Below are 24,710 nucleotides of genomic sequence, written 5' to 3'. Positions count from 1 at the left end.
CGCTCAGAGGCGGCAGGCGTGGATGGCCGTGGTCAGGATGGCCCGCGCGCCGATGTCGTACAGGTCGTCCATGATCCGCTGGGCCTCCTTGGCCGGGACCATGGCGCGCACGGCGACCCAGCCCTCGTTGTGCAGCGGCGAGACGGTCGGCGACTCCAGGCCCGGCGTGAGCGCGACGGCGTTCTCCAACTGCTCGACGCGGCAGTCGTAGTCCATCATCACGTATGTCCGGGCCACGAGGACGCCCTGGAGGCGGCGCAGGAACTGCTGCACCTTGGGCTCGCTGTCCGCGGACGTGTCGGCGCCGACGCGGCGGATGACGACGGCCTCGGACTTCATGATCGGGTCGCCGAAGACCTCGAGGCCCGCGTTGCGCAGCGAGGTGCCGGTCTCGACGACGTCGGCGATGACCTCGGCCACGCCCAGTTCGATGGCGGTCTCGACGGCGCCGTCGAGGTGGACGACGGAGGCGTCGATGCCCTGGTCGGCGAGGTGCTTGGCCACGATGCCCTCGTACGAGGTGGCGACGGTCTTGCCCTGGAGGTCCTCGACGCCGTCCGCCTCGCCCGGCTTGCAGGCGAAGCGGAACGTGGAGCGGGCGAAGCCGAGCGGCAGGATCTCCTCGGCGCTGGCGCCGGAGTCGATCAGCAGGTCGCGGCCGGTGATGCCGATGTCGAGGCGGCCGGAGGAGACGTAGATCGCGATGTCGCGGGGGCGGAGGTAGAAGAACTCGACCTCGTTGACCGGGTCGACGATCCGCAGCTCCTTGGACTCCCGGCGCTGCTGGTAGCCCGCCTCATGCAGCATCTCCCCCGCAGGTCCGGACAGGGAACCCTTGTTGGGGACGGCGATGCGCAGCATGAGGCAAGCTTCCTTCGTTCGTATGTACGGGATTGGGTGCGGGCACGGCTCAGAGGTGGGCGTACACGTCGTCCAGGGAGATGCCGCGGGCGACCATCATCACCTGGACGTGGTAGAGCAGCTGCGAGATCTCCTCGGCGGCCGCTTCCTTGCCCTCGTACTCCGCGGCCATCCAGACCTCGGCGGCCTCTTCGACGACCTTCTTGCCGATGGCATGGACGCCCTTCCCGACCAGCTCCGCGGTACGGGAAGTGGCGGGGTCGCCGTTGGCGGCCTTCTGCTGGAGCTCGGTGAAGAGCTCCTCGAACGTCTTATTCGACATGATGTGCTCAGCCTAGGCCAAATACTGGATTCGTCAGCGCCAGGGTTCGGATACTGAGCGGAGGGTGGCCGCGGTCGCCACCGCCGCCGTCACCGCCTCGTGCCCCTTGTCCTCGTTGGAGCCCTCGATACCCGCGCGGGCCAGGGCCTGTTCCTCGGTGTCGCAGGTCAGTACGCCGAAGCCGATGGGGACGCCGGTGTCGACGGAGACCTGGGTGAGGCCCTGGGTGACGCCCTGGCACACGTACTCGAAGTGGGGGGTGCCGCCGCGGACGACTACGCCGAGGGCGACGATCGCGTCGTAGCCGCGGCCCGCGAGGACCTTGGCGACGACCGGGAGCTCCCAGCTGCCGGGGACCCTCAGGAGGGTCGGTTCGTCGATGCCCAGGTCGCGCAGGGCGCGCAGGGAACCTTCGACGAGGCCGTCCATCACCTTCTCGTGCCACTGGGCCGCGATGACCGCGACGCGCAGGTCGCCGCAGTTGCGTACGGACAGTTCGGGTGCGCCCTTGCCGCTCACGTTCGTTGCTCCTCGGTTCCTGAGACTCGTTCTCGCTGGATCTTGCCGCTGGTGTTACTGGTTGCCGCAGGTGGACGTGGGTGGAGCGTCCAGCCAGGGCAGGTCGTGGCCCATCCGGTCCCGCTTGGTGCGCAGGTAGCGGAGGTTGTGCTCGCCCGCGCGGACGGGCATCGGCTCGCGGTCGGTGACGTCGAGGCCGTGCCGGACGAGGGCGCCGGTCTTCTCGGGGTTGTTGGTCATCAGCCGGACACTGCGGACGCCGAGGTCCAGCAGGATCTGCGCGCCGGCGCCGTAGTCACGGGAGTCGGCGGGCAGGCCCAGTTCCAGGTTGGCGTCGAGGGTGTCGCGGCCGCGCTCCTGGAGTTCGTACGCGCGCAGCTTGGACAGCAGGCCGATGCCGCGTCCCTCGTGGCCACGCAGGTAGACGACGACGCCCCGGCCCTCGGTCGCGATGCGTTCGAGGGAGGTCTGGAGCTGGGGGCCGCAGTCGCAGCGCAGGGAGTGGAAGATGTCGCCGGTGAGGCATTCGGAGTGGATCCGGACGAGGACGTCCTCGCCGTCGCCGATCTCGCCGTGGACGAGGGCGACGTGCTCGACGCCGTCGACGGTGGAGCGGTAGCCGTATGCCGTGAAGTCGCCGAAGGCGGTGGGTAGTTGGGTCTTGGCCTCGCGCTTGACGGTGGGCTCGCAGGAGCGGCGGTAGGCGATCAGGTCCTCGATGGAGATGATCGTCAGACCGTGCTTGCGGGCGAACGGGATCAGTTCGGGCAGGCGCAGCATGCGGCCGTCCTCGCCGGCGATCTCGACGATCGCGCCGGCCGGGCGCAGGCCCGCGAGGCGGGCGAGGTCGACGGCGGCCTCGGTGTGGCCGTCGCGCACGAGCACCCCGCCGGTCCTCGCGCGCAGCGGGAAGATGTGGCCGGGGCGGACGAAGTCGCCCGGCTCGGCCGTGCCGCCCGCGAGGAGCTGAAGCGTGGTGGCGCGGTCGGAGGCGGAGATGCCGGTGGTGACGCCGTGCCGGGGGGCGGCGTCGACCGTGACGGTGAACGCGGTGCGCATCGACTCCGTGTTCTGCTGCACCATCTGCGGCAGTTGGAGCCGGTCCAGCTCGTCGCCCTCCATCGGGGCGCAGATCATGCCCCGGCATTCGCTCATCATGAAGGCGACGATCTCGGGGGTGGCCTTCTCGGCGGCGATGACGAGGTCGCCCTCGTTCTCACGGTCCTCGTCGTCGACGACCACGACGGGGCGGCCCGCCGCGATGTCGGCGATGGCCTGCTCGATGGGGTCGAGTCCGAAGTTCTCGATGCCGTCGGTGCTGTACAGGATCGGCGCCGTGGTCATGCCGGGGCTCCTTCCAGGGCGGGCTTGCGGGAGCGCAGCCACCAGTCGCGCATGCCCCACAGGACGAGCGCGCCGTAGATGATGTAGACGAAACCGGAGAACGCGTAGCCGTTGGCGAAGTTGAGCGGGACGCCCACGAGGTCGACCAGCAGCCAGGCGAACCAGAACTCGACCATGCCGCGCGCCTGGGCGTACATGGCGACGACGGTGCCGGTGAAGATGTACGCGTCCGGCCAGGGGTCCCACGACAGGGTCGGGAAGGCGGTGAAGAGGCCGCCGACCGCGAGGGTGCCGAGCACGGCGCCGGCGATGAGATAGCCGCGTTCGCGCCAGGTGGCGAATCGCGGGGCGATGGCGCCGTCCGCCGACCGCGCCTTGCTGCGGTTCCACTGCCACCAGCCGTACGCGGCGACGGCCATGACGATGACCTGCTTGCCGGCGCTGCCGGTCAGGTGGCCGGCGAAGGCGCCGAAGAGGATGAGGCCGGAGAGGAACTGGACGGGCCAGTTCCACAGGGAGCGGACCGCGCCGAGGGCGAGGGCGATCAGGCCGAGGATGTTGCCGATCATGTCCGACCAGAGGATCTGCTGGCCGAAGGCCGTGAAGGCGACCGTGTTCAGCGAGTTCACTTCGCCGCCCCCGGAGTGCTTGCTCCCGGCGTGCTTGCTCCCGGCGTGCTCGCATCCGGAGTGCTCGCTCCCGCGGTGCCCGCCGCTGCCTGGGTGCCCAGCAGTCGCTCGACGTACTTGGCGATGACGTCGACCTCGAGGTTGACCGGGTCGCCGGGCTGCTTGCGGCCGAGCGTGGTCAGATCGAGGGTGGTCGGGATGAGGCTGACGGTGAAGTAGTCGGGGCCCGCGTCGACGACGGTGAGGCTGATGCCGTCGACGGTGATGGAGCCCTTCTCGACCACGTACCGGGTGAGGTCGGCCGGGAGCGAGATCTTCACGATCTCCCAGTTCTCGGACGGCTTGCGCTCGACGACCCGGCCCGTGCCGTCGACGTGGCCCTGCACGATGTGTCCGCCGAGGCGCTCGCCGACGGCCATGGGGCGTTCGAGGTTGACTCGGGAGCCGGTGGTGAGGGCGCCGAGGCTGGAGCGTTCGAGGGTCTCCGCCATGACGTCGGCGGTGAACCAGTCGTCCTCGTGCTCCACGACGGTGAGACAGACGCCGTTGACGGCGATGGAGTCGCCGTGGCGCGCGCCCTGCGTGACGACGGGGCCACGCAGACGGAAGCGGGAGGAGTCGCCGAGACTCTCGACGGCGGTGACCTCACCCAGCTCTTCGACGATTCCGGTGAACACTTCCCGGGTCCTCCCTGCCTCGTATGGCACGGACTCCGGGGCTGTCGAAGGCGACAGATATGAGCGGACTACGGCACAGGGGGCGACGCCGCGTCAGAGCCACCCCTGTCGGGGTTGGCCGAAAACAGACGGCGGCGCGCACGAATGCCCGCCCGCCGCGCACTGCCTCCCATCCGGACTTTAACCGTCGGTCCAGGAATTTCACCTGGTCAACCGGCCGCTGGAAGCGACCGGGTCGCGGACTGTAACCGCCGGTTCGGACTTTCACCGACCCCGGAGTGCGCTGCTTCTGGTACATGGCCAGTGTGCCACGCCCGATCGACACCCATGCGGGTGATGACTGTGGGGTGGCTCACAGGCCGCGTCGCTGTACTTCTACCGCGGACGCCGGGGAGTTTCGGCTATCACTGACCATGGGTCAACTTCCGCCGCAGCGGCCCCACTCGGACCGACCCGAGCCATTGACCGGCTTGGTCTAGTCCTTTCAAAGTCTGCGGTCGCGGTACCCGCCTCGAACGGCCCGGCGGCGGTGACGACGGCCCTTGCCCCGTCGCCGGGTCCCACCCCTGTGTGTTCCCGGGCGGCGGCGGCGCCTCCGGCGAATCGTTCCCGCCGGTTGTCACACTTCGAGGAGGCTCCCCGTCGTGACCGCCGTAGGCGTTCCACCGGGGAGCGTCCGGCTTACGAAGGGGACGTACTGCGATGACCACGATCCTGGTGACCGGCGGCACCGGTGTTCTCGGCCGGCTCGTCACCGAGCGGCTGCGGGCGGAGGGACACGAGGTACGGGTGCTGAGCCGCCACGCACAGCCGTACGCCGTCGATCTCGTCGCGGGCGGAGGCGGGCTGGACGCGGCCGTGGCGGGGGTGGACGCGATCGTGCACTGCGCGACCACGCCGCGCGGGGGTGACGAGCGGGCGGCGGCGCATCTGATCGCGGCGGCGCGGCGGGCCGGTGTGGGCCACCTGGTCTACATCTCGATCGTCGGCGTGGACCGGGTGCCGCTCGGCTACTACCGGACCAAGCTGGCCGTCGAGCGGCTGGTCGAGGAGTCGGGACTGGGCTGGACGATCCTGCGCGCGACCCAGTTCCACGACCTCCTGGTACTGCTCTTCCAGGGCCTCGCCAAGCCACCGGTCATGCTGTTGCCCGCCGGGGTGCGCGACCAGCCCGTCGCCGCCACCGAGGTCGCCGACCGTCTGGCGGAGCTGGCCGTGGGCGCCCCCGCCGGTCGCGTCGACGACATGGGCGGCCCCGAGATCCTGACCTTCCCCGAGCTGGCCCACGCCTATCTGGCCGCCACCGGTCGCCGACGACGGCTGCTGAGCGTGCCCCTGTTCGGCAAGGCGTACCGGGGCTTTCGGGCCGGGGGGCACCTCACACCGGGGCGGGCCGTGGGGAAGGGGACGTTCGAGGAGTATCTGGCGGAGCGGTTCGGGAGGCGGAAGGGGCGCTGAGCGTCGGCGGGGGGCGTGAGACGTGCCGGTCACCGTGTGTGGCGGAGCGAACAGCTCGTCCTGGGCCGACTCCCGGGCCATGAGGAGCGCGCCCCGCAGGACAAGCGTGCGGTTCGGGGCCGAAGTCGCGCTGAGAGGCACCGCGTCGGTGGCGGCGCGGGCCTGCCGGTCACCGCACCGACGGCCGAGTGGGCGCCCTGCCGGTCACCGTGCCGGCGGTCGAGTGGGCGCCCTCCCGGTCACCGCGCCGGCGGAGCGAACAGCTCGTCCTGGGCCGACTCCCGGGCCATGAGGAGCGCGCCCCGCAGGACAAGCGTGCGGTTCGGGGCCGAAGTCGCGCTGAGAGGCACCGCGTCGGTGGCGGCGCGGGCCTGCCGGTCACCGCACCGACGGCCGAGTGGGCGCCCTCCCGGTCACCGTGCCGGCGGTCGAGTGGGCGCCCTCCCGGTCACCGCGCCGGCAGAGCGAACAGCTCGTCCTGGGCCGACTCCCGGGCCATGAGGAGCGCGCCCCGCAGTACGGCGGCTCCGCCCAGGCGGCTGGGGCGGACCTCTGTCGGCAGGGGCGACATCGCCGTCAGCCGGGCTTCCACCCGTGCGGCCAGGGCTTCCCCGCCGGCCTGCCCGACCTCACCGCCGAGCACGACGCAGCCGGGGTCCAGGACGGCGACGACGGAGGCGGCGCCCAGGGTGAGGCGGTCGGCGAGGGCGTCGAGGAAGCGGGTGGCGGGCCCGGCTGCCGGAGGGCGGGGGCCGCCGGTCTCCACGTGGGTGGCAGCCTCGGCCAAGGAGGCGGGCGCCGCCGAAGGACTCACGGCCGACACCGACCGGTCGGCCGCATCCGCATCCGCCGCGCGGCCCGTCGCACTCGTCGAGGGGCTCGTCACGCTCGCCGAGCCGCCCGGCCTGTCCGCCGGGGCGCTCGCGCTGTCCGCCGCGAGGCCCGCCACCGCCGCCCGCACCAGGGTCGCCGCATGTGGCTCGTGCCCCGTCGTCTCGGCCTCGATGCCGTGTTCGGCGGCCAGGGCCGCGACCGCCGCCGCGCCGCCCAGGGAGTGGAAGCCGCCCTCGCAGTCGGTGGCCGAGGGGATCGTGGTCGTGCCCGGGACGGGGAGGAAGCCGATCTCGCCGGTGCCGCCGGAGGCACCCCGGCGGAGTCGGCCGTCGAGGACGACGGCGGCGCCGGTGCCGAGGCCGAGCCAGAGGAGGACGAAGGTGTCGCGGTCGCGGGCGGCGCCGTCGCGCTGTTCGGCGACGGCGGCGAGGTTGGTCTCGTTCTCGACGAGGATGCGGGCAGGGAGCCGTTCGCCCAGGGCGGCGACCAGGCGGCGGTGCCATTCGGGGAGGCCGATGGAGTCGCGGAGTTCGCCCGTGGCCGGGTCGATCAGGCCGGGGGCGCCGATCCCCACCGTGTGCAGCCGGTCGGCGCCCGCCTCCTTCGCGGCGCGCTCCACCAAGGTGACCGCCTGCTCCACCGCCGGTCCGGTGCCCGCGTCGTCGGTGATCGGGACGGACGCCCGCGCCAGCTCCGTACCCAGCAGGTCGGCGACGACGACCGTGACGCCCTCGGTGCGTACGTCGAGGGCGGCGAGATGCGCCCGGTCGGCGACGATGCCGTAGAGGCGGGCGTTGGGCCCGCGCCGCTGTACCCCCGACTCCCCCACGACCGCGATCAGCCCGGTGGCGGTGAGGCGCTCGACGAGGTCGGCGACCGTGGGCCGGGACAGACCGGTGAGCTGCTTCAACTGCCCTGCCGTCAGCGGCCCCTCCTGTTGCAGCAGCCGCAGGGCGAGCCGGTCGTTGATGGCTCGGGCGGTGCTGGGTGATGCGGGCATGCCGGGATCCTTCCAGATCGGCGGCTCCGTACGGCTGGTGCCCCTCGGGCCGATATTCCCTATCTATCAGGCAGGGTTCCTGATAGTTTACGCGGCGCGAATGTAGGCAACCTGCGAAGCGGACGGATTCAGGGAGGGCGGACAATGAGCACGGTGGTCTACGAGCAGCGCGAGGTGAGGCGGGCGCGGTACGCCGTGGCGGCCGTGTTCGCGGTGCACGGTGCCGTCACCGGCTCGTTCGCGACCCGCGTGCCGTGGATCCAGGACCATGCGGGGGTCAGCGCGGGCCAGTTGGGGCTCGCGCTCGCCTTCCCGGCGATCGGCGCGTCCCTGGCGATGCCGCTCGCGGGCCGGATCAGCCACCGCTTCGGCGCCCGTACGGCGTTGCGCGGGCTGATCTCACTGTGGACGATCGCGTTGATCCTGCCGGCCCTCGCGCCGAGCCTGTGGACGCTGTGTCTGGCGCTGTTCGTGTACGGCGCGTCGGCGGGCATGGCGGACGTCGCGATGAACGCGCTCGGCGTGGAGATCGAGAACCGCCTCGGCAAGTCGATCATGTCCGGCCTGCACGGCATGTGGAGCGTGGGTGCCCTGGTCGGTTCGGCGGCCGGTACTCTCGCCGCCCATCTGGGCTCGGACGCCCGGCTGCATCACGCGCTGGCAGCGGTCGTGCTCACCGTCCTCGGCCTGGTCGCCTGCCAGGGGGTGCTGGACCTGAGGCCCGCGGAGGACGAGGAGCCGCCGCCCAGGTTCGCGCTGCCGCCGAAGTCGGCGCTGCTGATCGGCGCGGTCGGGTTCTGCGCGGTGTTCGCGGAGGGGGCCGCCCTGGACTGGTCGGCGGTCTATCTGCGGGACCGCTTGGCGGCCTCGGCGGGGCTCGCGGCGGCGTGCACCACCGGGTTCATGCTGACCATGGCGCTGGCCCGGATCGCGGGCGACGCCGTGGTCAACCGATTCGGCTCGGTCCGTACCGTACGGGCGGGCGGTGTCCTCGCCGCGCTCGGCGGACTGATGATCGTCGTCGCGGATCACCCGGCGGTCGCGATGGCCGGCTTCGCGCTGATGGGGCTCGGCATCGCCGTCGTCGTACCGCTCTGTTTCGCCGCCGCCGGCCGCAGCGGGCCGAACCCCAGCCAGGCCATCGCGGGCGTCGCGACCATCACGTACACGTCGGGGCTGGTCGCGCCGAGTGCGATCGGCGGGCTGGCACAGTTGACCAGCCTGGTCGTGTCGTTCGGCCTGGTGACCGTGCTGGCGTGCGGGCTGGTCGTCCTCGCGGGCGTGCTGCGCGCCGCGGACCGGGACCGACCGAAGGTCAGTCGGCCGGACACGGCGGTTCCCGACCGCCCGCTGTCCTGAGGCAGCCGGTCCACTCGGCCAGTCACGAGGTCGGCTGCGGGGTGCCCGCGCGGACCGGTGGCTTCACCGGTGTCGCGCGGCTGCGCCCCGTCGAGCCGGCAGCGGACGCACGGCCGGTTCCGCGGCGGACCGCCGGCCCGGCTCAGCCCCGCGCCAACTCGTACGCGTATCCCGGCGAGAACGCCCCCGCACTCCCCCGGCAGCCGTCGGACTCGCCGGGCAGTTTCACCCACAGGTAGGCGTCGATGCGGGGTTCGCCGGTGGTGAGGGACGGCGGCCGGCCGAGGCCCCGGCCGGCCGGGTCGCACCACTCGCCGTCGGCCGGGGCGCCGTTGCCGTTGCGGCTGGTGTCGATGACGGCGCCGAGGTCCGCGGGGCCGCGGAGGGCGTCGAGGACCTGGCGGGTGTAGGCGACCTCGGACTCGGTGGGGTTGAAGTTCGACACGTTGCTGAAGACGCCGTCGGAGCCGTCGGCCGAGGCGGCGCCCGCCTCGCGGAGCAGTGCGGCCTGTTTGCCGGGCGGGTTCCATTCCGAGTGCCCGGCGTCGTAGTAGACGCGGGCGTCGGGGGTGGCGGCCTTCAGGACGCGGCCGGCGCGGGCGAGAGAGGCGAAGCGGTCGGCGCGGCCACCGGTGGACAGGCAGTCGGACTGGGCGATCGCGTCGGGCTCCAGGACCACGATGACCTCGTCCGAGCCGAGCCCGGCGGCGAAGGCGTCGATCCAGGCGTCGTACGCCTCCAGGGTGGACGCCCCGCCCTGCGAGGCCCCGCCGCAGTCGCGGTCCGGGATCGCGTAGGCCACGAGGACCGGCACCCGGTCCTGCTCGGCGCCGGCGGAGGCGACCGCCGCGACCTGGGAGGTGGTGGTGGCCGGGGTGGGGTCGGTGAACCAGACGGCGGCCGGCCGGTCGGCTATGCCGGACTCGATGACGGCGCTGCGCGGGTCGTCCGGGTTGTCGTGGACCCAGTCGAGGACCTGGGAGTCGGGATGGCGGTAGAGCTCGCCCGGGTCGGACACGGGTTCCGTGCGCGGTTCGGTCCGGTCCGCCGAGGGCCGCACGCCGGCCTTCTTCGACGGGTCGGTCGACTTGGGGGGCGACGGCGTGGGTGAGGCCGGCGAGGGGGAGGGCGAGCCCGGGGTGGGCACGGGCGGATCGGACACGACGCCCGGCGAGCGGTTCATCAGCGGCCGGGCCTCGTCGGAGCCTCTGTCACCGTTCAGCGCGGTCACCATGCCGGTGACGGTGCCGACGACGGCCACGACCGATGCCGCGGCCACCATGGCGCCGCGCCTCGCCGCCCGCCTGCGCTCGGCTCGGCGTGCGGCCAGCCGCTGGGCGCGTAAGCCTGACACGTGGTGCTCCCCCCTGCTCCCCCGGACCCGCTCCCGGACCGCGCTCCGTCGCTTGCCGGTGCTTTCCGCACTTTCCGCCGGGCCCGCGTTACCCCGTTCCGGGGAAGTGCCGGGCACGGCGGCACCGGTGTCACCCTAGGCCTGGGACCCTGCCCCCTATGGCGCAGTTGGAACATTTCACCAATTCCATGGACTCAGTAGACACAGTCGTCTCCCGCATGCGCGCCCTCGACCGGGCCCTGCCCGAGCGGGACGGGCTCGCGGTCTTCAACCGCGTCTATCTCACCGTCACCGAGGCCATCGACCGGCGCCTGGACGCCGGCCACTTCCCGGACGCCGAGGCCGCGATCACCCTCGACGTGCTCTTCGCCGAGCGGTATCTACGGGTCGCCGAGGGAGGCCGTACGCCCGCGTGCTGGCGGCCGTTGCTGCAGTTCCGGCGCCATCCCGGCGTACGACCGCTGCAGTTCGCCCTCTCCGGCATCAATGCGCACATCGGGCACGATCTCGCGCTCGCCCTCGTGGACACCTGTCGTACGCTCGGCTGTGAACCCGCCGATCTGGAGGACGAGTTCGAGCACGTGGGCGACGTCCTCGTGTCGCTGGAGGAGCGCATCCGCGAGGAGTTGATGCCCGGCCCCGACCTCCTCCAGATCGCCGATCCCCTCACCCATCTGCTCGGCTCGTGGAGCCTGGAGCGGGCCCGCGAGGCCACCTGGTCGGCCGCCCGCGCGCTGTGGGCACTGCGCGGACTCCCCGATCTCGCCGAGGAGTTCGGCCATCGCCTCGACGCGGCGGTGGGCCTCCCGGGACGGATGCTGCTTACGCCGCTGCCGGAGTGCGGCTGAGCGGCTGAGCCAGCGGCATTCGGCTACCGGGCCGGCGTTCCGGGCGGGCGTGCGCCCTCGCTGGAATCGGTGACCTCGGGGCTGCCGGGAACGGCGTCGTACGCGGCCTCGGTGGGCCCCCAGCCGCGCTCCGGGGATAGTTCGCGACCCCCTCGTCGGCCACCTCCGGACAGACGCTCACCCGCCCGCCCCACACCCTCGACAAACTGCCTCTGACCTGGTGTTTTCCAGAGATCCGCCTAAGCTGGGGAGCTCTGCTGGGCCAACGGAGGGGGACTTCGTGAGTGACGAGGCCATCGGGTACGACGCTGCCCACATCGAGGTGTTGGAGGGGCTGGAAGCCATTCGGAAGCGGCCGGGGATGTACGTCGGCTCGACCGGCGAACGCGGCCTGCACGAGCTGGTGTTCGGGGTCGTCGGCCGGGCCGTGAACGAGATCCTGGCCGGCTCTGCCGACCCCGCCGGCTCCGTCGATGTCACCCTCGCGTCCGACGGCGGCATGCGTGTCGCCGACGACGGTCCCGGTGTCCCCGTCGAGGCCGACGGGGACGCCCACGGTCCCGGCCTCCAAGCCCTGATGACCAGGACGGGCGCCTGGGCGGAGCCCGGCGACCGCCGCGCCGTCTCCTTCAGCCTCTTCGGCCTCGGACCCTGCGTCGCCAACGCGCTGTCGAGCCGTCTGACGGCCGAGGTGCGGCGCGAAGGGGTCCGCTGGGTCCAGGAGTACGCCCACGGAGTCGCGGTCACCACGCTCACCGACGCGGGACCGGCGACCGGAAGCGGGACCGCCTTCGCCTTCCGGCCCGACGCCGAGATCTTCGGGACGGCGGAGTGCTCATTCACCGTACTGGCGGAGAGCTTCAGGGAACTGGCCTTCCTGAACCGGGGCCTGGGCATCTCGCTGACCGACGAGCGCCACCCGGGCGAATCCCCGTCGATGCGACCGACGTCGATGCGATCCGCGTCGATGCGATTCCGATTCCCGAACGGCGCACGGGACTTCGTCGCCTTCCTGGAGGCACAGGCAGGGGCGCCGCCGCCCGTTCACCCGGACGTCATCGGCTTCGAGCAGGAGAACCCGCGGCTGGCGGGCACGCTGGAGGTCGCCCTCCGCTGGTGCCACGCCCGCGAGGAGCGGGTCCTGAGCTTCGCCAACAGCCGGCCCACCCCCGACGGCGGCACCCACGCGACGGGCTTCCGGGACGGCGTGACAGCCGCGGTGAACACGTACGCACGGAGTCGGCGACTGCTGACGGCGGCCGACCCCGATCTCACCGCCGACCGGATCGGCGAGGGCCTGACAGCGGTCGTGTCGGTGAAGCTGGACCGTCCCGAGTTCCTCGGCGCCACGCGCGGCGTCCTGGGCGGCACCGCGGTGCACGCCTGCGTCGAGGAGGCCGTCCGGGAACACCTCGGCACATGGCTGGCGGGGCACCCGGAGCAGGCCGCCACCGTCGTCGACCGGATCGTCCGGGGCGCTCGGCGGGACTGAGCGCCGGCGCGTTCGGTGCCCCTGCCGGAAGCAGACCCACCCGCGTCCCGTCCGCTCCATGTGAACGTAATACGTTCGACTGGAGAAGAACCCTCCAGAAGATCCCTCACAGAGGAGCACACGGCATGGCGTTACGGCTCGGGCTCGCCCTTCCCCAGATGCGGCAGTACGACATCGGAAAGGACGTGCCCGACGTGGCGCGTATTGCCGAGGACATCGGCTACGACAGCCTGTGGGTCTTCGAACGGGCCCTGTTCCCGGAACCCCCCACGCAGGGCCTCTACGGCCTGGAGGGCCTGCCCTGGCCGGACCACTACCGGCATGTGGCCGAGCCCCTGGTCACACTCACCCTGGCCGCGGCGGCCACCGAGCGGGTCCGGCTGGGCACCAGCCTGATCGCCCCGCTGCACGTGCCGTTCCAGCTCGCCAAGTCGCTCGCCTCGCTGGACGCGGCGAGCGGTGGCCGGGTGGTCGCGGGGCTCGGCACGGGCTGGTCCCTCGACGAGTACGCCGCGGCGGCCGTCCGGCCCTTCGAGGAGCGCGGCCAGGTCCTGGAGGAGCTGATCGGGGTCTGCCGGGCGGTCTGGGGGCCGGACCCGGTGTCGTACGACGGACGGCTCACGAAGATCGCCTCCGCCGTGGTCGGGCCCAAGCCGCGCCGGCCGATACCCATCCTGCTCGCAGCGAGCGACGCCCCGGCCCGGCGCAGACTCGTCGACCACGCCGACGGCTGGCTGCCGGTCGGTCTGGGCGTCGAGGAACTGGCCGCTCAGTGGCGCGAGTTGCGGAACCTGGCCGCCGAGCGCCGCCGCATCAGACCGCTCCGGTCGGTGCTGCGCATCAATGTGCAGTACCAGACCAAGACCTACGACGGCGCCGACCGCCACCCCTTCCAGGGCAACGCCGACCAGCTCGCCGAGGACCTGGCCGCCCACGCCGCGATCGGCCTCGACGAGATCTTCCTCGACCTCCAGTACGGCCTGCGGGACGCCGAGGAGCTGAAGGACGTGGCCGCGGAGGTGTACGCCTCGGCACGGGCGGCCGGGGTCTAGAGACCGCCTCCAGCCCCTGGCCCCGTAGCCCTCTGGTCCTCTGGTCCTCTAGTCCTCCGGGAGTTCCACGGGCGCGATCTCGTCGTAGACGTCCCCGGGCCCGGGGTTGGTCGTGTCGGTCGCTCCGCCGAAGTGGTGCATGACGCCCCAGACCGCGTTCAGGGCGGTCTGGATCGCGCCCTCGGCCCAGCCGGCCGTCCAGGAGATGTCGTCGCCGGCGAGGAAGATGCCCCGCTTGTCCTCGGGCAGCCGGTCCTGCATGAAGTGGGTGAACAGGCGCCGCTGGTAGCGGTAGTGGCCGGGCAGGTTGGCCTTGAACGCGCCCATGAAGTACGGCTCGTTCTCCCAGGAGACCGTCACCGGGTTGCCGATGACGTGCTTGCGGATGTCGACCTTCGGATAGATCTCGCCGAGCGACTTCAGCATGACCTCCATCCGCTCGCTCGCGGACAGCGGCAGCCACTTCAGGCTGTCGTCGCACCAGGTGTAGGAGAGGCAGATGACGGCGGGCTTGTCCGGGCCGTCGTCGAGGAGGTAGGTCCCGCGCGTCATACGGTCGGTGAGGGTCATCGACATGACGTCCCGGCCGGTCGGATTCCCCGTGTCGTCGACGGCCTCGTCCAGCCAGAACGGCCGGTCGACGGGGACGAACAGCTTGCTCGACTCCATGTAGTGCGTCCGCTCGATCGCCGTCCAGTGGTCGATCGGGAAGAGCGAGTCGTCGCAGGCGATCTTCGACAGCAGCATCCAGGACTGGGCGGTGAAGATCGCCGCCCGGTAGGTGCGGATGTCGCCGTTCGCGTCCGTCACGGTGATCCGGTCGCCGGCCGTGCGATGCAGCCGGGTCACGGCGGGGCGGGGCTCGCCGTTCGGGTGCAGGCTTGCGAGGGACGTCCCGTACGGCCAGTGCACGATCTTCTCCGGTTCGCGCTCCCACAGGCGCAGCGGGAGCTGCCGGCTGCCGCCGACGATGCCGCGGTGGTGGTCGTCGGCCTCGGTGTAGACGACCCGCAGGATCTCCAGGATGGAGTTCGGGAAGTCGGTGTCCCAGCCGCCCGTGCCGAAGCCGACCTGGCCGAAGATCTCGCGGTGCCGGAAGGACCTGAAGGCCTCGGAGTCGCAGAGGAAGCCGTAGAAGGTCTGGTTGTCGAGCTTCTCGACGAGCTTCGCCCAGATCTCGCGGATGCGCGGCACGTCCCGCTCGCGCATGGCCTGGTTCATGTCGGAGAAGTCGGCGCCCTCTTCGAGGCACTTGTTCCAGGCGGCGGCGACATCGCGGTAGATCTGCGGGAGGTCCTCGACCGTCTCGGCGTAGTGCGACTCGCCCTTGAGGTCGACGACGGTCGAAGGCGTCACCTCCGCGAGGGGGTTGGGGAAGGGCCGGGTCTCCAGCGCCACCAGGTCGATGTAGTGCTGGAGCGCCGTGGAGGAAGGCGGGAAGCGCATCGCGCCCATCTCGGCGGTGAGGGAGGGGTCGCAGCCCTCGAACCCCACCGTCCGCAGCCGCCCGCCGATCCGGTCGGCCTCGTACACGACCGGCTTCAGGCCCATCTTCATCAGCTCGTACGCCGCCACGACACCGGACAGCCCGCCGCCGATGACCGCGACCTCGGTGCCGTGCTCGGTCGCCGGTATCTGACCCAGGCCCGCCGGGTGGGCCAGGAAGTCGTCGTACGCGTACGGGAAGTCGGGCCCGAACATGGTGATCGGCGGCTGCCGCCGCTCGTCTGCGTGCTCGACGGCGTTGGGCACGGTGGACGTCATGGGGTACGGACTCCTTGCGCGAAAGCTGGTGGGTGGGGCCGGTGGGACGGTCAGATCAGGGACCCGTAGAGACCGGGACGGCGGTCGTTCAGATACGGGTTCGCCTCGCGTGAGGCCGCGAGGCGGGCGGGGTCGACGTCGGCGAGGAGGAGTTCCTCGTCGCGTCCGGCGCGAGCGCGCGCGACCCCGTCGGGCCCGGCCAGCGTGGAGAGCCCGACGAACTCGAACTCGCCTTCCCTGCCGACCCGGTTGACGTAGGCGACGTAGAGCTGGTTCTCGAAGGCCCGCACGGGGATCATCGACTCGGCGACGAACTGGAACGGGTGCATCTGGGCGGTGGGCACCAGGAGCAGGTCGGTGCCGGCGAGGGCGTGGGCGCGGACGTTCTCCGGGAACTCGACGTCGTAACAGATCATGATCCCGACGCGGAGTCCGCCCAGCTCCGCCTGGACGACGGGCTGCTCGCCCGGGGTGAAGTGGTCGCGTTCGAAGCAGCCGAAGAGGTGGGTCTTGCGGCAGTTCGCGAGGCGGCTGCCGTCGGCGGAGACGAGCTGGGCGGAGTTGAAGACCGCCTCGCCGTCGCGTTCCGGGTAGCCGTACGCGATCGCGAGCCCGTGCCGTCCGGCGATGTCGGCGACCGTGTCGGCCGCGTCGCCGTCGGCGGGCTCGGCGAGCCGCGCGATGTCGCCGATCGCGTACCCCGTCAGGAACATCTCCGGCGCCACCAGCAGCCCCGCCCCGGCCCCGGCGGCCCGCCCGGCGGCCTCGTCCAGCACCTCGAGGTTCCCCACGACCGAGCCGGGCCGGCCGGAGCTCTGGAGCAGGGCGGTACGCATGCGTGTTCCTCACCGGGACAAAGGGGATTCGGGGGTCAGACAGACGGTACGGTCGGCCGCCCGCCCCGGACAAGCGGAGGCTGTTGCGCGCCGACGAGCGATTCGTTGCGTACGGCACGGGGTGGACGACGATTCATTGCGCACGTATCGAGGAGGCCCCGCGAAGGGGCGCGGGGCTGTGTCGATATGCGGCTCCGCCGCGTGGACGCGACCAGCCACACGAGCCCGCAGCCGCCAAAGGCCCCCCACGCCCCACCCCCCTAGCGGGCCCTCCTCCCCAACACCACCGCAGTCACCAGATACGGCACCGCGAACACGGCGAACACGACCCCATGCGCATACGACGCCCCGACCACGGCGTACGCGGCGAAGACACCGACCGTGCCCAGCTCGGTCCCCATGCTCGCGACGGACGTCAGCGTCGCCCGGCTGGTCCCCACGATCCGGTTCTGGAGCCGCGCGTCGGCGAGGACGTTGACCAGTTGGAAGCCGCCGAAGGCGACGGCCACGAGCCCGATGCCGGCCGGTGTGCCCAGCAGCGACCCCGTGGCCAGGGCGAACGCCGAGCCCGCGAGCACCGCCCCGAGCCCGGAGGTGCTCAGCCGTTCGCCGACGCCGGTCAGCAGGCTGCCGATCGTGGGCCCCACCCAGATCACCAGCAGCAGATACGGCACCGTCTGCTCGGCCACGCCCGTGTCCCGGGCCAGCAGAGGCGTGTATTCGTCGAGCGCGCCCCAGACCGCGCCGACGGCCGGCACGAGCAGCAGCGCTCCCCGTACGGAACGGTCCCGGCGGGCCTCCGCGAGACCGGCCCGCAGGGTGGCGAGGGTGGAGGGCCGGCCATCTCCGTGGGACGCCGTGTTCCGGTGCTCGGGAAACCGCGTGGCCACCACCGAGGTCAGCACACACACCAGCACGCTCGCCGCGCCCACGGCCGGGTAGCCGCCGAGGTCGAGCACCGGCCCGGCCAGCCCCATCGCCGCCATCACGGCGACCATCCCGACGGCCTGGGCCCGGCCGATGACACGCGCGTACCGGCCGGCCGCGCCGAGCCGGTCCAGCTCGTCGTAGACCAGCGCTTCCAGCGCGCCGGAACCGAGCGCGCCGCGCACGCCCCAGAGCACGAAGCCGAGTGCGAAGGCCCAGTACGACGGGACGATCACCCACAGGGCGAAGCCGGCGGCGGTGAGCAGCGGGCCCAGGCACAGCAGCAGCCGTCGGGAGACCGCGTCGGCCCAGGCGCCGGAGGGGACCTCCAGCAGGATGCCGGTGATCGACCACAGGGCGAACAGTGAGGAGATCTGCCAGAGCGACAGACCGGTGTCGCTGAACAGCAACGCGTACACCGGGTAGAGCAGCACGAAGTCGTCGAGGAACGCATAGCCGTACAGCGTGGCCGTCAGCCGCCGGACACCGGTGCTCGCGGTGTCTGCGGCGCCGGGCGGACGCGCAGGTGAGAGAGTCATGAGGCCTTCCCGCAGGGGCGATTCGGACGTCGGGGGTACGGCGTCCGAGGCGGCCCTCGGGAGGCACGGCTGGTGGATCAATGTCGCCAGGTCATGGCACCGATGCTAGTCGGACGGCACCGTCCGGCCCAGGGGTTATCGGCCCGGCTCCCCCACCCCACCCAGCGCAAACGTCGTGATCACCGCCGCGTGGTCGGACGGCCACTCGTTGTCCTCGACGTCCGGCCAGGGGCGTGGGGTCCCGCTGACGTACGTCCGGGAGTCGAGCACTTTCAGGCCCCGGTGGAGGACGAAGTCGATGCGGTCCTGCGGCTCGGGTCGGCCGCTGCCGTCCTCGTGCTCGGCGTGGACCGGCGACCAGGTGTGGCCGGGGTCCCGTACGGGGTCGGGGTGGGCCTCCCGGTAGGAGTCGCGCAGACCGGCCTCCTCGGCGGCCCTGGTCACCGGCCAGTCGACGTCGGGCCGGTCCAGGTGCGAGGGCGAGTTGAAGTCGCCCACCAGGACGACCGGCACCGTGCCGTCGATCCGGCGCAGGCCGTCCCGCAGCTGGGCGAGCCGCACCTCCTCGTGGGCGATCAGGTCGGCGGCCGCCACCCCGTCGAAGGCGGCCTCGTAGGGCCCGTACGGCGCGCAGTCCAGGTGGACCGTCCAGACGTCCACCTCGCCACCCGTACCGATGCTGATCCGGGCGCCCGCCGCCCCGTAGAAGCCGACGTCCGGGTCGCCGAAGCGGGCGGTGATCGGGTGGCGGCTGATGATGCCGAGGTTGTCGCCGGCCCGGTGGTGGTGCCAGCCGAGGGCGTCGGCGAGTTCCTCGGCGGCGGTGCCGTACGTCTCCTGGAGGCCGACCACGTCCACCTCGGTCTCGGTGATGGCCTTGAGCTGCTTGGCCCGGTGGTCGTGGACCTTGGTGCCGCCGTACCAGAGGTTCCAGGTCATGACGCGGAGCCGGTACGGCAGCAGGGAGCGCAGTGTCCGGGGGGTGACGTCCGTGAGGCTGGGCCGGACGGTCCGGCCGGGTGCGGGCTCGATCGGGGCGAGCGAGGGCACGGCGAGGACGGCGCAGCCGGCCGCCTCCGCCGAGCTGACACCGGTCTGGGTGTCCTCGACGGCCACGCAGGCGGCCGGGTCGACGCCGAGGGCGCGGCAGGCGGCGAGGTAGGGGTCGGGGGCGGGCTTGGTGTGCTCGGTGTCGTCGGCGGTGACGGAGACGGTGAACAGGCCGCGGCCGAGGGCGTCGAGCACGGTGTCGGCGACGGAGCGCGGGGACGCGGTCACCAGCGCGGTGGGCACCCCTTCCCGGGCCAGCGCCCGCAGCAGCGGCAGCGCGCCGGGCCTGGGCACGACCCCGGTGCGGACCCGGTCGGCGAACTCCCGGTGCAGATCGGCGGCGACACCGTCCGCCGGGGCGCCGGTGATCCCGGCGAGCCAGTTCGCGGTGTACTCGACCGGGCGCCCCAGCACGTCCGGCTGATCGGCCACGGTCAATGCCCGGCCGAGGCCGCCGGCCACCTGTTCCACCGCCTCCCACCACAGCCGCTCGGTGTCGACGAGCGTGCCGTCCATGTCGAACAGGGCAGCCTGAAGCGGTAGATGAGACAAGGGTGTCGCCTTCTGTGGGGGGGTGAAGGGGATAGGGATGGGGTCGGGGGATCAGTGGGTGCGTTCGGCCACCAGCACCGGCCGGTCCGGCAGGCTCACCGTCACGGGCGCTCCCGCCCCGAGCGTCGCCGCCTCGTGCGTGGGGAGGTCGGCCTTGACCTCGGTGCCGTCCGCGAGCCGTACGGTGACGCGGATGGCGGCGCCGAGGAACGCGGTGGCGATCACCTGCGCGTCCCCGGTGTCGTCCGCCCGTACGGCGACCGCCTCGGGCCGCACCAGTACGTCCACCTCCGTGGCGGCCGGCGCCGGACCGTCGACCGGCAGCCGCCGGCCCAGCACCTCGACGGTCGTACCGTCCAGCCGCCCCGGTATCCGGCTCATCGTGCCCACGAACTCGGCGACGAAGGCGGTGGCGGGGCGCCCGTACAACTCGGCGGGCGGCGCGCACTGTTCGAGTCGCCCGGCCTGCATCACGGCGACCCGGTCGGCCATGGACAGCGCCTCCTCCTGGTCGTGGGTCACGAAGAGGGTGGTGATGCCGAGTTCCCGCTGGAGCCGGCGGATCTCCTCGCGCAGGGTGAGCCGCACCTTGGCGTCGAGGGCGGACAGCGGCTCGTCGAGCAGCAGGACGCGGGGGCGCAGGGCGAGCGCCCGGGCGAGGGCGACGCGCTGCTGCTGGCCGCCGGAGAGCTGGTGCGGGAATTGGGCGCCCTTGTCGGCGAGGCCCACGAGGTCGAGCAACTCGGCTGCGGCGGCCCGCCGTTCGGCCGTACGGACCTTGCGCATCCGCAGTCCGAAGGCCACGTTGTCGAGGGCGCTGAGGTGCGGGAAGAGGCTGTACGACTGGAAGACCATCCCGGCGTCGCGGCGGTGGGCCGGGACGCGGGTGACGTCGTCCCCGTCGACGAGTACCTCGCCCGAGTCGGGGTGTTCGAACCCGGCGAGCATCCGCAGCGCGGTGGTCTTCCCGCAGCCGGACGGGCCGAGGAGGGCGAGCAGTTCGCCGGGCCGGACGGTCAGGTCGAGTCCGTCGAGGGCGACGGTCGTGCCGAACTCCCGCCTGAGGCCCCGGAACTCGACGGTGGCGGCCTTGTCCAGGGCCATGGCTGTCCGCACCGCTGTCTTCATGCCGGTCTTCGTGCCGGTCTTCGTGCCTGTCTTCATGCCTGTCTCCACGGCGGTCTTCTCAAGCGCGGTCATGGTTCATCCCCGGGCGGCGGAGGCGGTTCGGGGGCGTCCGCCGAAGGAGGCGAGCGCGAGGAGCATGGCCCAGGTGACGAGCAGGCTGAGCACCGAGACGGCGACCGACAACTGGGCCTGGGAGCCGCTGACGTTGACGATCCACACGGCGAACGGCCTGAACCCGAGCAGTTGGGCGACGGTGAACTCGCCGAGCACCAGCGCCAGTGTGAGGAACGAGGAGTTGAGCAGCGCCCCCCGCAGGTTCGGCAGCACGGCCCTCACCAGCGCCTGCGGCCAGTTCGCCCCGCAGCTGCGCGCCGCCTCGACGAGCGTGCGTACGTCCATGGCGCGCAGCCCCGCGTCCAGCGCCCGGTACACGAAGGGCAGGGCCATCACGACGTAGGCGAGGACCAGGACGAACGGGAAGTCGGGGTTCTGGATCGCCACGAAGGTCTGGAACAGCGGCGTCCGGGAGAGGTGTTCGGGCCCCCACTTGAGCACGGTCCCGAGGCCGGCCACGAAGGCGATCGGCGGCACGACCAGCGGCAGCGCGCACACCACCTCGACCACCGGCCGCAGTCCCGGCGCGGCGAGCCGCAGCGCGACCATGGCGGGCACCATCAGCAGCAGCACGATGGCGATGGTGGCGGCGGCCAGTTCCAGCGAGAGCAGCAGACTGGTCACGAAGCCCTCGGTGCCGAGGATCTGCGTGTACGCGTCGAAGGTGTACCCCTGGCCGGGCACGTCGACCGTGAAGAGCACGGACGCGGCGAGCGGCACGAGGAAGTACAGCCCGGCGCAGGCGAGGACACCCCAGCGCCACAGGTTCGAGCGTCCGCGGTTCAGGTGCCCCGCGTTCAGGCCAGCCATCGCGCACTCCGTCGTTGCAGGGGCAGGTAGACGGCCATGACCAGCCCGGCGATCAGGACCATGTCGAGGCTGAGGGCGAGCGCCACGTTCTCCTGGCCGACGAGGACGTTGCCGGAGATGGCGTCGGCGATCTGCAGCGTGACCAGCGGGATCGAGCTGCCCACCATGGCCGCGGCGGTGGCGTACGCGGCGAAGGCGCTGCCGAAGAGCAGCACGAGGCCGCCGAGCAGGGAGGGCGCGAGGACGGGCAGGGCGACGTGGAGCCAGTACTGGAGGCTGGTGGCGCCGTTGTTCCGCGCGGCCTCCCGCCACTGGACGCGGAGTCCGTCGAGGGCGGGGGTGATGGTGAGGACCATCAGCGGGATCAGGAAGTACAGGTAGACGATGACCAGTCCCCAGAAGCTGTAGAGGTCCCAGCCCTTGTCTGCCAGCCCGAACTGCCGGGTCAGCACACCGGAGTTGCCGAGTGTGGCGACGAATGCGAACGCGAGGGGCACACCGCCGAAGTTGGCGAGCACCCCGGACGCGGTGAGTACGGCCTCGCGCAGCGCCGTGAACCGGGAGGTGACGACGGCCTGCGCGAGCGGCAGCCCGAGCAGGGCGGCGAGTCCGGCCGAGACGGCGGACAGCTTCACGCTGCCGAGGATCGCCGTCATATAGGCGCCCTGCACGGAGGCCGTGAGGTTCGCCGTGGTGTACGAAGTGGCGCCCGTGGCCTGGTCCTTGACCGTGAACGCCCCGTTGAGCATGGCCACTGCGGGCAGCCCGAAGGCGATCGCGACGAAGGCGAGCAGGGGAACCACGGCCCACCAGCCGGCGGGGCGGGGCCGCCGCTTCACGGAAGCGGCGGCCACCGGCTCGCTGTCGGCCGCGGTGACGACGACGGTCACCCGGAGACCGCCGCGGCCCAGCCCTGCGCCAGCGTGTCCTTGGCCTCGGTCTGCTGGTCCTCGGTCGGGAACTCGGGCGTCCCGGACACCTTCGGCAGCTTGGCCGCGGCTGTCTCGTCCAGCGTGCCCGCCTTCTCCATGGCGGTCATCAGCGCCGGCCGGGCGTACCCCTTGAGCCACAGGTTCTGGCCCTCGGCGCTGTACAGATATTCCTGCCACAGCCGGGCGGCCGCCGGGTGCGGGGCGTCCTTGTTGATGGCCTGCGAGTAGTACTGCGAGAACTTGCCGTCCTCGGGCACCGCGACCTGCCAGTCCACGCCCTTGGACTTGAACTCGTCGGCGTACCCGGCGTTCAGATAGTCCCAGTCGATGCTGATCGGCGTCTCGCCCTTCTCGACGGTGGCCGGTGTCGACTCGACGGGCGTGTAGTTGCCGTTCTTCTTCAGCTCGGCGAAGAAGTCGAGGCCCGGCTGGATGTCGTCGAAGGACCCGCCGCTGGCGAGCGAGGCGGCCCAGACCCCGCCGAACGCCGAGCCCGACTTGGTGGGATTGCCGTTGAGCGCGACCTGCCCCTTGTACTGCGGCTTCAGCAGGTCGGCGAAGGTCTCGGGGCACTCGGCGACCCGCTTCGCGTCGCACCCGATGGAGATGTAGCCGCCGTAGTCGTTGTACCACTGCCCCTTCGGGTCCTTCTGGCCCTCGGGGATGTCGCCGAAGGCGGCGACCTTGTAGGGCGCGAGCAGGCCCTGCTGGGCGGCGCTCAGGGCGAAGGAACTCCCCAGGTCGAGCACGTCGGGCGCCCTGTCCTGGCCCTTGCGCGAGGTGACGGCGTTGATCTCGTCCTGGCTGGCGCCGTCGGGGTTCTCGACCTCGATCTTGATCCCGTACTTCTTCTCGAAGCCGTCGATCAGCGCCCCGTAGTTGGCCCAGTCGCGGGGCAGGGCTATCGCGTTGAGGGCGCCCTCCTCCTTGGCCGCCTTCACCAGCGCGTCCATGCCGCCGAAGGCCTCGGCCGAGGTCGCGGTGGCCGCGTCCTTGCCGTCGGCGGTGGTGGTCGAGGTCTCGGGGGCCGCGCCACAGGCGCTGAGGGTGAGTGCGGCGGCGACGGCGAGGCCGCCGCTGAGAACGGCGGTTCTCGGCAGATAGCGGGTCACGAGCTCTCCAGGGGTACGCGCGGCGAGGGACACGGCTGGGCACTTGTCTGAACAAGTTGACCTCAGTAGGCCCGCGATTCATGTCCCCCGCGTAAACAATGGCGAAACCGTTACCCGCGATTCCCTGGCCATTCACGGCACGACGCGACTCCGCCCCCGCCCGCCCCGGCCCTCGTCTAGGCTGGTCAAGCTGTGCACAGCGGAACGGTGCGGACGAGCAGAGACGGACGGAGGGGAAGCATGGCGGCGCGACACGAGGAGATCGCCGAGGAGCTCAGGCGCGGGATCGACCGTGAGGAGTACACCGTCGGCAGCCTGCTGCCCCCGGAGACCGAACTCGCGGCCCACTACAACGTCTCCCGCGGCACCGTCCGCCAGGCCGTGGCCGCGCTCACCGCCGAGGGGCTCATCGGCTCCCGTCAGGGCGCCCGCCGCGTGGTCCTCGCCAGCCGCCGCAGCCAGACCCTCGCCGAACTCCGCAGTTTCGCCCAGTGGGCCCGCGCGATGGGCCGCGAGGCGACCGGCCGGGTGATCGCCCAGGAGTACCGCACCGCCACCCCCGAGGACCGGGTACGTCTCCGGCTCCCGACGGACGCCCAGGTCCTGCACGTCCTGCGCGTCCGGGGCCTGGACGGCGAACCGGTCCTCCTGGAACGCACGGTCTACGCCGACTGGATCTCCCCCGCGGTCGAGTCCATCGAGCCCGACTGCCCCTCCGTGACCCAGCGCCTCCTGGACGACACCGGCCTGGTCTTCGCCTACGGCGAGCACGTCATCGACGCGGTGGCCGCCGGCGCCCAGGACGCGGACCTCCTCGGCGTACGCCGTACCAGCCCCCTCCTACGGGTCCGCCGCGTCACGACGACCCGCGAAGGCCGCCCGGTCGAATGGTCCGACGACCGCTACCGCTCGGACGCGGTCAGCTTCAGCGTCCACAACTCGATCGACAACAACGCCCTGGCAAGAAAAACAGCGGAGTGACCTCAGGCTCTCAGGCGAGCGCCCTGGACAAAGAGCAACGCGTAACCCCCGGCCCACTAAGGGGCGCGGGGAACTGCGCGACCAACCCCCACAAACCCGCACCCGCCGACGAACCGAACGCCCCGAGCTCTCAGGCGAGCGCCCTGGACAAAGAACGACACGTAACCCCCGGCCCACTAAGGGGCGCGGGGAACTGCGCGACCAACCCCCACAAAC

Annotated in this window: 22 protein-coding genes and 1 riboswitch; of the genes, 6 read left to right on the top strand and 16 right to left on the bottom strand. The window is 71.9% G+C overall.

What is annotated here, in order from left to right:
- Positions 1–3: 3 nt before the first annotated feature.
- Genes hisG through I8N67_RS00655 form a run of 6 tightly spaced genes read right to left on the bottom strand, consistent with a single transcriptional unit; the run spans position 4 to position 4,352 of the window.
- On the bottom strand, positions 4–861 hold the full coding sequence (gene hisG, locus I8N67_RS00680) for an ATP phosphoribosyltransferase (protein ID WP_200300559.1): 858 nt from the start codon (positions 859–861) through the stop codon (positions 4–6).
- Between the two features lie 49 nt (positions 862–910).
- Positions 911–1,183 (bottom strand): phosphoribosyl-ATP diphosphatase, encoded by a 273-nt coding sequence (locus tag I8N67_RS00675; protein ID WP_200300558.1) that lies wholly within the window; start codon positions 1,181–1,183, stop codon positions 911–913.
- A gap of 33 nt (positions 1,184–1,216) precedes the next feature.
- Positions 1,217–1,702: a 6,7-dimethyl-8-ribityllumazine synthase gene (ribH, locus tag I8N67_RS00670; protein WP_200300557.1), complete on the bottom strand. Its 486-nt coding sequence runs from the start codon at positions 1,700–1,702 to the stop codon at positions 1,217–1,219.
- 54 nt (positions 1,703–1,756) lie between these two features.
- Positions 1,757–3,046, bottom strand: coding sequence for a bifunctional 3,4-dihydroxy-2-butanone-4-phosphate synthase/GTP cyclohydrolase II (locus I8N67_RS00665; protein ID WP_200300556.1), 1,290 nt, complete (start codon positions 3,044–3,046; stop codon positions 1,757–1,759).
- Positions 3,043–3,675, bottom strand: coding sequence for a nicotinamide mononucleotide transporter family protein (locus I8N67_RS00660; protein ID WP_200300555.1), 633 nt, complete (start codon positions 3,673–3,675; stop codon positions 3,043–3,045). The genes I8N67_RS00665 and I8N67_RS00660 overlap by 4 nt, the downstream gene beginning before the upstream one ends.
- Entirely contained in the window at positions 3,672–4,352 is a 681-nt protein-coding gene (locus tag I8N67_RS00655) for a riboflavin synthase (RefSeq protein ID WP_200300554.1), read from the bottom strand. Before I8N67_RS00655 ends, I8N67_RS00660 begins: the two co-directional genes overlap by 4 nt.
- A 155-nt stretch (positions 4,353–4,507) precedes the next feature.
- A riboswitch (FMN riboswitch) is annotated at positions 4,508–4,638 on the bottom strand.
- A 416-nt stretch (positions 4,639–5,054) separates the two neighbouring features.
- Here I8N67_RS00655 and I8N67_RS00650 point away from each other — a divergent pair.
- Positions 5,055–5,810, top strand: a complete 756-nt coding sequence (locus I8N67_RS00650; protein ID WP_200300553.1) for an SDR family oxidoreductase — start codon at positions 5,055–5,057, stop codon at positions 5,808–5,810.
- Between the two features lie 448 nt (positions 5,811–6,258).
- Here I8N67_RS00650 and I8N67_RS00645 read toward each other — a convergent pair whose 3' ends face one another.
- The gene (locus I8N67_RS00645; protein WP_200300552.1) at positions 6,259–7,644 is read right to left on the bottom strand and encodes an ROK family transcriptional regulator; all 1,386 of its coding nucleotides are present in this window, start codon (positions 7,642–7,644) and stop codon (positions 6,259–6,261) included.
- A 144-nt stretch (positions 7,645–7,788) separates the two neighbouring features.
- Between I8N67_RS00645 and I8N67_RS00640 the strand changes: the two genes are divergently transcribed.
- Positions 7,789–9,003 carry an MFS transporter gene (locus I8N67_RS00640; protein WP_200300551.1) on the top strand — a complete coding sequence of 405 codons (1,215 nt, stop codon included), beginning with the start codon at positions 7,789–7,791 and terminating at the stop codon, positions 9,001–9,003.
- A 142-nt stretch (positions 9,004–9,145) separates the two neighbouring features.
- Here the strand turns inward: I8N67_RS00640 and I8N67_RS00635 are convergent, their stop codons facing one another.
- Entirely contained in the window at positions 9,146–10,285 is a 1,140-nt protein-coding gene (locus I8N67_RS00635) for a glycoside hydrolase family 6 protein (protein WP_200300614.1), read from the bottom strand.
- A gap of 230 nt (positions 10,286–10,515) precedes the next feature.
- On the opposite strand from I8N67_RS00635, the gene I8N67_RS00630 reads away from it, so the two are divergent.
- The 3 genes from I8N67_RS00630 to I8N67_RS00620 all read left to right on the top strand — a co-directional run bounded on the left by I8N67_RS00630 (position 10,516) and on the right by I8N67_RS00620 (position 13,749).
- On the top strand, positions 10,516–11,205 hold the full coding sequence (locus I8N67_RS00630) for a DUF5995 family protein (protein ID WP_200300550.1): 690 nt from the start codon (positions 10,516–10,518) through the stop codon (positions 11,203–11,205).
- A gap of 280 nt (positions 11,206–11,485) precedes the next feature.
- The gene (locus I8N67_RS00625; protein ID WP_307835112.1) at positions 11,486–12,697 is read left to right on the top strand and encodes an ATP-binding protein; all 1,212 of its coding nucleotides are present in this window, start codon (positions 11,486–11,488) and stop codon (positions 12,695–12,697) included.
- A gap of 125 nt (positions 12,698–12,822) precedes the next feature.
- Positions 12,823–13,749, top strand: a complete 927-nt coding sequence (locus I8N67_RS00620) for an LLM class F420-dependent oxidoreductase (protein ID WP_200300549.1) — start codon at positions 12,823–12,825, stop codon at positions 13,747–13,749.
- Between the two features lie 48 nt (positions 13,750–13,797).
- On the opposite strand, the gene I8N67_RS00615 is transcribed toward I8N67_RS00620, so the two are convergent.
- The 8 genes from I8N67_RS00615 to I8N67_RS00580 form a co-directional block, all read right to left on the bottom strand.
- Positions 13,798–15,513: a flavin monoamine oxidase family protein gene (locus tag I8N67_RS00615; protein ID WP_200300548.1), complete on the bottom strand. Its 1,716-nt coding sequence runs from the start codon at positions 15,511–15,513 to the stop codon at positions 13,798–13,800.
- A 50-nt stretch (positions 15,514–15,563) separates the two neighbouring features.
- Positions 15,564–16,349 carry a carbon-nitrogen hydrolase family protein gene (locus I8N67_RS00610; RefSeq protein ID WP_200300547.1) on the bottom strand — a complete coding sequence of 262 codons (786 nt, stop codon included), beginning with the start codon at positions 16,347–16,349 and terminating at the stop codon, positions 15,564–15,566.
- Positions 16,350–16,609: 260 nt separating this feature from the next.
- Entirely contained in the window at positions 16,610–17,815 is a 1,206-nt protein-coding gene (locus I8N67_RS00605) for an MFS transporter (RefSeq protein ID WP_200300546.1), read from the bottom strand.
- 135 nt (positions 17,816–17,950) lie between these two features.
- Positions 17,951–19,417, bottom strand: coding sequence for an HAD-IA family hydrolase (locus I8N67_RS00600; RefSeq protein WP_200300545.1), 1,467 nt, complete (start codon positions 19,415–19,417; stop codon positions 17,951–17,953).
- 51 nt (positions 19,418–19,468) lie between these two features.
- Positions 19,469–20,521, bottom strand: a complete 1,053-nt coding sequence (locus tag I8N67_RS00595) for an ABC transporter ATP-binding protein (protein WP_200300612.1) — start codon at positions 20,519–20,521, stop codon at positions 19,469–19,471.
- Positions 20,522–20,620: 99 nt separating this feature from the next.
- Complete coding sequence (locus tag I8N67_RS00590; protein ID WP_200300544.1) at positions 20,621–21,469, bottom strand: ABC transporter permease; 849 nt, start codon at positions 21,467–21,469, stop codon at positions 20,621–20,623.
- Entirely contained in the window at positions 21,457–22,359 is a 903-nt protein-coding gene (locus I8N67_RS00585) for an ABC transporter permease (protein ID WP_200300543.1), read from the bottom strand. Before I8N67_RS00585 ends, I8N67_RS00590 begins: the two co-directional genes overlap by 13 nt.
- Positions 22,356–23,513, bottom strand: a complete 1,158-nt coding sequence (locus I8N67_RS00580; RefSeq protein ID WP_200300542.1) for an ABC transporter substrate-binding protein — start codon at positions 23,511–23,513, stop codon at positions 22,356–22,358. Before I8N67_RS00580 ends, I8N67_RS00585 begins: the two co-directional genes overlap by 4 nt.
- Before the next feature lie 240 nt (positions 23,514–23,753).
- Here I8N67_RS00580 and I8N67_RS00575 point away from each other — a divergent pair, with 240 nt between their 5' ends.
- Entirely contained in the window at positions 23,754–24,494 is a 741-nt protein-coding gene (locus tag I8N67_RS00575; protein ID WP_200300541.1) for a GntR family transcriptional regulator, read from the top strand.
- Positions 24,495–24,710: the final 216 nt, after the last annotated feature.

It is taken from the genome of Streptomyces adelaidensis (genome assembly GCF_016598475.1).
GTDB classification, from domain to species: Bacteria; Actinomycetota; Actinomycetes; order Streptomycetales; family Streptomycetaceae; genus Streptomyces; species Streptomyces adelaidensis.
This window is presented reverse-complemented; position numbering and strand designations above follow the sequence as displayed.

Excerpts from the sequence above, each read along its gene's own strand:
- I8N67_RS00610 (WP_200300547.1), bottom strand. The coding sequence starts at position 16,349 with ATGCGTACCGCCCTGCTCCAGAGCTCCGGCCGGCCCGGCTCGGTCGTG.
- hisG (WP_200300559.1), bottom strand. The coding sequence starts at position 861 with ATGCTGCGCATCGCCGTCCCCAACAAGGGTTCCCTGTCCGGACCTGCG.
- I8N67_RS00605 (WP_200300546.1), bottom strand. The coding sequence starts at position 17,815 with ATGACTCTCTCACCTGCGCGTCCGCCCGGCGCCGCAGACACCGCGAGC.
- I8N67_RS00665 (WP_200300556.1), bottom strand. The coding sequence starts at position 3,046 with ATGACCACGGCGCCGATCCTGTACAGCACCGACGGCATCGAGAACTTC.
- I8N67_RS00675 (WP_200300558.1), bottom strand. The coding sequence starts at position 1,183 with ATGTCGAATAAGACGTTCGAGGAGCTCTTCACCGAGCTCCAGCAGAAG.
- I8N67_RS00615 (WP_200300548.1), bottom strand. The coding sequence starts at position 15,513 with ATGACGTCCACCGTGCCCAACGCCGTCGAGCACGCAGACGAGCGGCGG.
- I8N67_RS00590 (WP_200300544.1), bottom strand. The coding sequence starts at position 21,469 with ATGGCTGGCCTGAACGCGGGGCACCTGAACCGCGGACGCTCGAACCTG.
- I8N67_RS00650 (WP_200300553.1), top strand. The coding sequence starts at position 5,055 with ATGACCACGATCCTGGTGACCGGCGGCACCGGTGTTCTCGGCCGGCTC.
- I8N67_RS00635 (WP_200300614.1), bottom strand. The coding sequence starts at position 10,285 with ATGGTGGCCGCGGCATCGGTCGTGGCCGTCGTCGGCACCGTCACCGGC.
- I8N67_RS00640 (WP_200300551.1), top strand. The coding sequence starts at position 7,789 with ATGAGCACGGTGGTCTACGAGCAGCGCGAGGTGAGGCGGGCGCGGTAC.
- I8N67_RS00645 (WP_200300552.1), bottom strand. The coding sequence starts at position 7,644 with ATGCCCGCATCACCCAGCACCGCCCGAGCCATCAACGACCGGCTCGCC.
- I8N67_RS00630 (WP_200300550.1), top strand. The coding sequence starts at position 10,516 with ATGGCGCAGTTGGAACATTTCACCAATTCCATGGACTCAGTAGACACA.
- I8N67_RS00620 (WP_200300549.1), top strand. The coding sequence starts at position 12,823 with ATGGCGTTACGGCTCGGGCTCGCCCTTCCCCAGATGCGGCAGTACGAC.
- I8N67_RS00595 (WP_200300612.1), bottom strand. The coding sequence starts at position 20,521 with ATGGCCCTGGACAAGGCCGCCACCGTCGAGTTCCGGGGCCTCAGGCGG.
- I8N67_RS00575 (WP_200300541.1), top strand. The coding sequence starts at position 23,754 with ATGGCGGCGCGACACGAGGAGATCGCCGAGGAGCTCAGGCGCGGGATC.